At 61.0% G+C, this 6,864-nt stretch carries 4 protein-coding genes and 1 rRNA gene; 2 read left to right on the top strand and 3 right to left on the bottom strand.

Annotated elements, in window-relative coordinates; translation table 11 throughout:
• Nucleotides 1–208: 208 nt before the first annotated feature.
• The 3 genes from ppk1 to ACJWXQ_RS04360 form a co-directional block, all read right to left on the bottom strand.
• On the bottom strand, nt 209–2,284 hold the full coding sequence (ppk1, locus tag ACJWXQ_RS04370) for a polyphosphate kinase 1 (protein ID WP_406672243.1): 2,076 nt from the start codon (nt 2,282–2,284) through the stop codon (nt 209–211).
• 68 nt (nt 2,285–2,352) lie between these two features.
• Complete coding sequence (locus ACJWXQ_RS04365; protein WP_346050854.1) at nt 2,353–3,453, bottom strand: anhydro-N-acetylmuramic acid kinase; 1,101 nt, start codon at nt 3,451–3,453, stop codon at nt 2,353–2,355.
• 9 nt (nt 3,454–3,462) lie between these two features.
• Complete coding sequence (locus ACJWXQ_RS04360) at nt 3,463–4,878, bottom strand: M23 family metallopeptidase (protein WP_406672242.1); 1,416 nt, start codon at nt 4,876–4,878, stop codon at nt 3,463–3,465.
• Between the two features lie 215 nt (nt 4,879–5,093).
• Here ACJWXQ_RS04360 and tyrS point away from each other — a divergent pair, with 215 nt between their 5' ends.
• Together tyrS and ACJWXQ_RS04350 are read left to right on the top strand one after the other, a co-directional pair.
• On the top strand, nt 5,094–6,293 hold the full coding sequence (tyrS, locus tag ACJWXQ_RS04355; protein WP_346050852.1) for a tyrosine--tRNA ligase: 1,200 nt from the start codon (nt 5,094–5,096) through the stop codon (nt 6,291–6,293).
• Between the two features lie 449 nt (nt 6,294–6,742).
• Nucleotides 6,743–6,864, top strand: a 16S ribosomal RNA gene (locus tag ACJWXQ_RS04350); the annotation flags it as partial.

Genomic DNA, 6,864 nt, shown 5'->3' with positions numbered 1-6,864 from the left:
TGCACCGGGCGCGGGACGGGGTGCCCACACTCCGTTTCGCTGCCGACCGCCCGACTGCCTGGACTCTGACATTGCCGGACGGCTGGCTGGAGCGACACCCCTTGTTGGCGGACGACCTGGCAGAAGAAGTGGATTTCGAGCAGGCCGCTGGTCTCCGTTTTGACCTTCGCAGTTAAGTAAATTCGGCCTAGGTCACGGCTTTCCGCAATCAACTGCGCTCGGCCAGATCGTCAAGCAACGCCGCCTGAGCAGTGTGTGGCTTAGTCCGCCCAGGCGTCAGCAGGCGATATTGCCCGTCGCTCTGCAGCGCCCAAGCTTGGGAGTTGTCCTTGAGATAGCTTTTCAGGTCCCGGCTCAGGCGTCGGTGAGCGGTCTTTTCCTGTACCGGAAAGCAGGCCTCCACCCGTCGAAACAGATTGCGCTCCATCAGGTCGGCACTGGCGCAGAAGACCTCATCATCGCCACCATTCAGGAACCAGAACACCCGGGTGTGTTCGAGGAAGCGACCGACGATCGAGCGTACCCGGATGTGATCGGAGACGCCCTTCACGCCCGGTCGCAGGCTGCACATGCCGCGCACGATGCAGTCAATCTGCACGCCGGCGGCCGAGGCTTCGTACAGCCGGCGAATCAAGGCGGGTTCCACCAGGGAATTGACCTTGATGATCAGCTGGGCCGCCTTGCCGGAGCTGGCATGTTCAATCTCCCGGTCGATGCGCTCCATCAGCCCCTTGTGCAGAGTGAAGGGGCTGTGAATGATCTTCTTCAGTTTGCTTACCTTGCCCAGGCTGGTGAGCTGCATGAAGACCTTGTGCACGTCCTCGGCCAGGGTGCGATCCGCAGAGAGCAGGCCGTAGTCGGTGTACAGCCGCGCGGTGCGGGGATGATAGTTTCCGGTGCCGAGATGAACGTAGCGACGCAGGCGACGCCCCTCCCGCCGAACCACGAGAATCATTTTGGCGTGGGTCTTGTACCCCACTACGCCGTAAAGCACATGGGCGCCGGCTTCCTGCAGACGGTTGGCCAGGTTGATGTTGTCGGCCTCATCGAAGCGCGCCCGCAGTTCGATCACCACCGTCACTTCCTTGCCGCTTTTTGCCGCTTCCACCAGGGCATTCACGATCGCCGATTCCGGTCCGGTGCGGTAAAGGGTCTGCTTGACGGCCACCACCTGCGGGTCTGCAGAGGCCTGGCGCACGAAATCGATCACCGGCAGGAAGGATTCGAAGGGGTGGTGGAGCAGCAATTCCTGCTTGCGAAGAACTTCGAAAATATCGCTGTTGTGAGCCAGCCTCCTTGGTAAGCCAGGGACGAAACTGGGGTATTTCAGGCCGGTGCCGTCAACCCGTTCATAGACCGCCATGAGACGGTTCAGATTGACCGGGCCATCGACCCGATACAGATCGTCCTGAGTGAGGCCGAACTGGACGAGCAGATCTTCAGCCATGTCATCCGGACAGTCATCGGCGACCTCCAGCCGAACTTCGTCGCCATAACGCCGGTGGGGCAGTTCCCCCTCCAGGGCGCGCAGCAAATCATCCACCTCTTCCTCATCGACGAACAGATCACTGTTTCGTGTCACGCGGAACTGGTAGCAGCCGCTGACCTGCATGCCGGGGAAAAGGTCATCGGCAAAGGCATGAATGATCGATGACAGAAACACGAAGGTGTGTGGTTTGTTTCCGGCCTGCTGACGCGGAAGCTGAATGACCCGGGGCAGGGAACGTGGTGCCTGAAGCACCGCCATGGCACGGTTACGCCCGAAGGCATCCTTGCCCTCCAGAGCGAGTACGAAGTTGAGGCTTTTGTTGAGAATGCGCGGGAAGGGGTGCGCAGGGTCAAGACCCATGGGGCTGAGCAAAGGTTGCACTTCGTCCCGGAAGAATCGCTTCAGCCAGGCTTGCTGCCCGTTGTTCCATTGGTCACGCTTCAGAATACGAATGCCGGCCTTTTGCAGGGCAGGCAGCAGCTCCCGGTTGAAACAGTAATACTGATCCGCCACCAGTTGTCTGGCCCGCTGGCTGATGGCGCGCAGCGTTTCCTTGGGTGGTAGGCCGTCCGGCCCTGTCTCCACCGAGCCTGCTTCGAGTTTCTGCTTGAGCCCAGCCACACGGATCTCGAAGAATTCGTCAAGATTCGTGGTGGCAATGCACAGGAACTTCAGACGTTCCAGCAAGGGGGTGTCGGGATCGCGGGCCTGGTTCAATACTCTGTGATTGAACTCAAGCAGGCTGAGTTCGCGGTTGATATATAAATCCTGGGATTTTAAGTCGACGTCACTCATGAGGACGGCCCTGATGCGATGAGTGCGTCAGCCTAGATTATTGCTATGACAATCTGATGAAGGTGTTTTCAGGGTAGCCAGAGGCCGCCCAGGGTGCCGTCGCCATCCGCGCCTGTGACCGCCGACAGGTGAACGGACAGTCCATTCCAGCGCTGTTGCGCCAGCCAGGCGAAGCCGGCGCTTTCCACATGATCCGGATCAAGGCCTTGGGTCTTGCTGCTTTCCAGCGGAATGTTCTCCAGATGATGTGCCAGGCGCGTCATCAGGGTGCGGTTGTGGGTTCCTCCCCCGCAGGCAATGACCCGGTCAACATGGTGGGCTCGGGCGATGGCGGCGATGGGCTGAACAGTCAGTTCCAGCAGGGTCGCCTGCACGTCGGCCGCCGGGATGGCGCTCACGGAGCGGCCGCCATGCTTGGCCAGCCAGTTCAGATTGAAGTGTTCCGGTCCGGTGCTCTTGGGCGGCGCCTGGCGAAAGTAATCGTCATCCAGCAAGCGTTGCAGCAGTTCAGCCCGGGTCTCGCCGCTGGCGGCCCACTGGCCGTCCGGGTCCCAGCCGGCGCCGGGGTGATGCTTGCGGTGCCAGGCATCCAGCAGGGTATTGGCGGGGCCGGTGTCCCAGCCGATCGGGGCCTGGTCCGGTCGTAGCAGGGAGACATTGGCGATACCGCCCAGATTGAGCACCAGCCGAGTTTCTTCGGGGCTGGAAAAGAAGGCTTGATGGAAGGCGGGGGCGAGCGGCGCGCCCTGTCCGCCGCGTGCCAGATCGGCACTGCGAAAATCCGCCACCACGGGCAGGCCGGTCAGGCAGGCCAGGCGGGCGGGCGAGCCGATCTGCCAGGACCACCCTTTGTCGGGCAGGTGCCTGATGGTCTGGCCGTGGCTGCCGACGGCGGTTACCGCGTCTTTATCCAACCCGGCCACCTGAAGCAGGGCCTCGGTGGCTTCCGCCAGTTGCTGACAAAAGGCAGTCTCGGCTTCGGCCAGGACGTCCGGGGCAATCTCTGGCTGGCGACACAGGGAGGAGAGCAGCTTGGCCAGCTGCGGAGGGAATGGCCGGGTGACGCCGGCCAGCAGCTCATGGTGTCCTTCCTCGCTGCCCAACAGGGCGGCATCCACCCCATCAAGACTGGTACCGCTCATCAGCCCGATGAAGTGTGTCGCCGCCATGCCGGGATCTCAGTCAGTGAGTTCTGCGAGGCGTTCGCCGGGTCGCATCAAATCTAGATGGGCCACCAGCGGCGCAGTCGTGGTGAAGAAGTGTTCACGATATTCTTCCGGTACCGGATCGGCGGCCGGGAAGTCCACCGTCACCGGATTGCGGTGCACACCATCGACGAGAAACTCGTAGTGCAGGTGGGGGCCGGTGGCAAGTCCGGTCTGGCCAACGTAGCCGATCACTTCCCCCTGCCGGACCCGGCTGCCGACACGGTGGCCATTGGCAAAGCGCGACATATGGGCGTAGAGAGTCGAATAACGTTCCCCATGCTGGATCTGGACTGTGTTGCCGTAGCCCCCGTGGCGTCCCCGAAGGGTGATGCGGCCATCACCGGCTGCCCGAATGGGGGTGCCGGTGGGGGCGGCATAGTCCACGCCGCGGTGGGCCCGAATCCGATTCAGAACAGGGTGCCGTCGGTTGGGGTTGAAGTGGGAGCTGATCCGGACGTAGTCGAGTGGCGCGCGCAGGAAGGTGCGGCGCATGCTATCGCCCTCGGGATTGTAGTAGTCGCTTTCGCCGGAAGGCTTGGTGTAGCGCACGGCCTGCAATCGATTGCCCCGGTTGACGATCTCCGCCGCCAGGATCTGGCCGTCACGGATTTTCTCGCCATCGCGGTAGAGTTCTTCGTAAATCACGACAAACTCATCGCCTCGCCGGGTATCAAGCACGAAGTCGATATCCCACTGGAAGATGCCGGCCAGGTTCATGATCAGGTTGGTCGACAGGCCCGCCGCCCGGGCATCCTGGTAAAGTGAGCGTTCAATGACGCCACTGGCAAAGGTAACCCGCCGCTGCACCGGCAGTTCCGTGACCTCTTTTTCAAAACCGTTGTCACCGCGGGAGACTTCCAGTATTCGGTCGCTGTCGATGCGGTGGGAGAGGCGCAGCACATTGCCGCTGCCATCATCCACAATTTCCACCTGGTCTCCCGGGCGCAGGCGCGTCAGCTTTTCGGTTTCGCCACCCAGGGATACGATAAAATGCAGATCGGTCCGGTCCAGGCCGGCCCGCTGGAAGACCCGGGCCAGGGAGTCACCGCCCTTGACCTCCAGGATACGGTGACGAGCGTCTTCCCCGTTCAGGCCTGCATCCTCGATCAGCGATTGGGCCAGAGGGCCGTTGGGCAGATGCAGGGGTACGCTGCGGCTGCCATTCTCGGGACGAGGCTCCGGCTTGTCGGCGCCGGAGAAGGCGCTGACGGAAGTGATCAATACCACCAGGCCCAGCAGCAGTCCGCCGCCGAGCAGCTGGCGTTGGGAGGGGTGCCAGTCGCGAGGGGATTCCCAGCGTCGCAGGAGATGCCGCAAAAGGTTGGGGCGGGAACGGCGGCTGCCCAGTGGCTTATAATCGTGTCTGATACCTGATCGTGTCTTCATGACTCTGTTTCTGGCCTGAGGCAAAGCGCGGAAACTTATCGGTGAGCGGGCTCCCCGTCAATCACCGTCTGGACGCCCGGTATCATTATTTGCTGTGCCGGCTGGGCGCACGCTCGGCGTAGGCAACTTTTCACGTGTTATATCATAAGAGTAGCGGGTATTTCTGCAGTTTTTTTGAAAAAATGCCTCTCAACTGACTGAAGATTGGAGAGAAGATGGCTGAGCTTGACCAGGCCCTTGCGCGAATCCGCCAGGGTGCGGACGAAATCATTCCCGAGGCCGAGCTGAAAGAGCGGCTTGCCGCCGGGCGGCCGTTGCGGATCAAGGCGGGCTTTGATCCCACTGCGCCCGATCTGCATCTGGGGCACACGGTACTTATTAACAAGATGCGCGTGTTTCAGGAACTGGGTCACGAGGTTATCTTCCTGATCGGCGACTTCACCGGGATGATCGGCGACCCCAGTGGCAAGAACGCCACGCGACCGCCCATGACACCGGAGCAGGTGGTGGATAACGCCCGCACCTATCAGGAGCAGATTTTCAAAATCCTGGATCCCGAGCGCACCCGGGTCGAGTTCAATTCCCGCTGGATGGATCAACTGGGTGCCGCCGGCATGGTCAAGTTGGCGTCCCATCACACCGTGGCCCGCATGCTGGAGCGGGATGACTTTCATAAGCGCTATACCGGCAAGCAGCCCATTGCGATCCATGAGTTCCTGTATCCCCTGGTCCAGGGTTATGACTCGGTGGCGCTGGAGGCTGATGTAGAGCTCGGCGGGACTGATCAGAAGTTCAACCTGCTGGTCGGTCGTCAGTTGCAGGAGGCTTATGGCCAGAAACCGCAGCTGGTGCTGACCGTGCCTCTGCTTGAGGGCACCGATGGCGTGCAGAAGATGTCCAAGTCCCTGGGCAACTACGTGGGCATCACGGAGGCTCCGGGCGAGATGTATGGAAAGATCATGTCCATTTCCGATCAGCTCATGTGGCGCTGGTTCGAACTGCTCAGCCTCAAGCCGCCGGAGACCCTGGCCGCTTATCGTCAGGAGGTCGTCGACGGTGCCAACCCTCGGGACATAAAATTCCGCCTTGCAGATGAACTGGTGGCCCGCTTTCACGGGGACCAGGCGGCAGGGCAGGCCCACCGGGCCTTCGTCGATCGCTTTCGCAAGGGGCAAGTGCCCGATGATATGGACACTGTGGAGTTGACCGCTCCCGATGGATCCCTTGGCTTGCCTCTGGCGCTCAAGGCCAGTGGGCTCACTCCGTCCACATCCGAGGCGATGCGAATGATCAAGCAGGGCGCGGTGAAGGTCGAGGGTGAGAAGATCACCGATCGTGACCACCAGCTCCTGTCCGGCTCCGAGCAGGTGGTACAGGTCGGTAAACGCCGCTTCCGGCGGGTCCGGGTCGACTAGAGAAAGGGTGGCGCTTGGGGGGGGGCGAAAAAAACTGCCCCCAGCCCCTTGACCCCCGTCTGCATGTCTCTATAATGCCCGCTTCCTCAACGGGGGGCGACGCCGAAACAGCGGCTTCAAACCCCGCTCAGACGAGGAATCAGGCAGGGCTTGACAGGTGGTTTTCGCCGAGTACAATGCCCGCCTTCTCGCAGGAAGCGAGTTTCACCGGCTCCGCCGAGTGTGACAAAAAAATGAAGACCGAGTGTTGACAGGGACGGCAATCAGTGTAAAATGCTCGGTCTGCCTCGGGCGAAACGCAAGAGGCGCTCTTTAACAATCAGAACAGGCAGCTTGTGTGGGCGTTCGCGTTCGGAGTGGAAACACCACCCAATAACGTGAACGACCAATAAAGCTTAACCAGAAATTCTGGGTAAAGCAGGTCGCTCTCGTATTAAAGCATTAGCTTTAAACTGAAGAGTTTGATCCTGGCTCAGATTGAACGCTGGCGGCATGCCTAACACATGCAAGTCGAACGGTAACAGCAGGAGCTTGCTCCTGGCTGACGAGTGGCGGACGGGTGAGTAACACG

Origin of the sequence: Natronospira sp. (genome assembly GCF_007134575.1) — a bacterium.
GTDB classification, from domain to species: Bacteria; Pseudomonadota; Gammaproteobacteria; order Natronospirales; family Natronospiraceae; genus Natronospira; species Natronospira elongata.
This window is presented reverse-complemented; position numbering and strand designations above follow the sequence as displayed.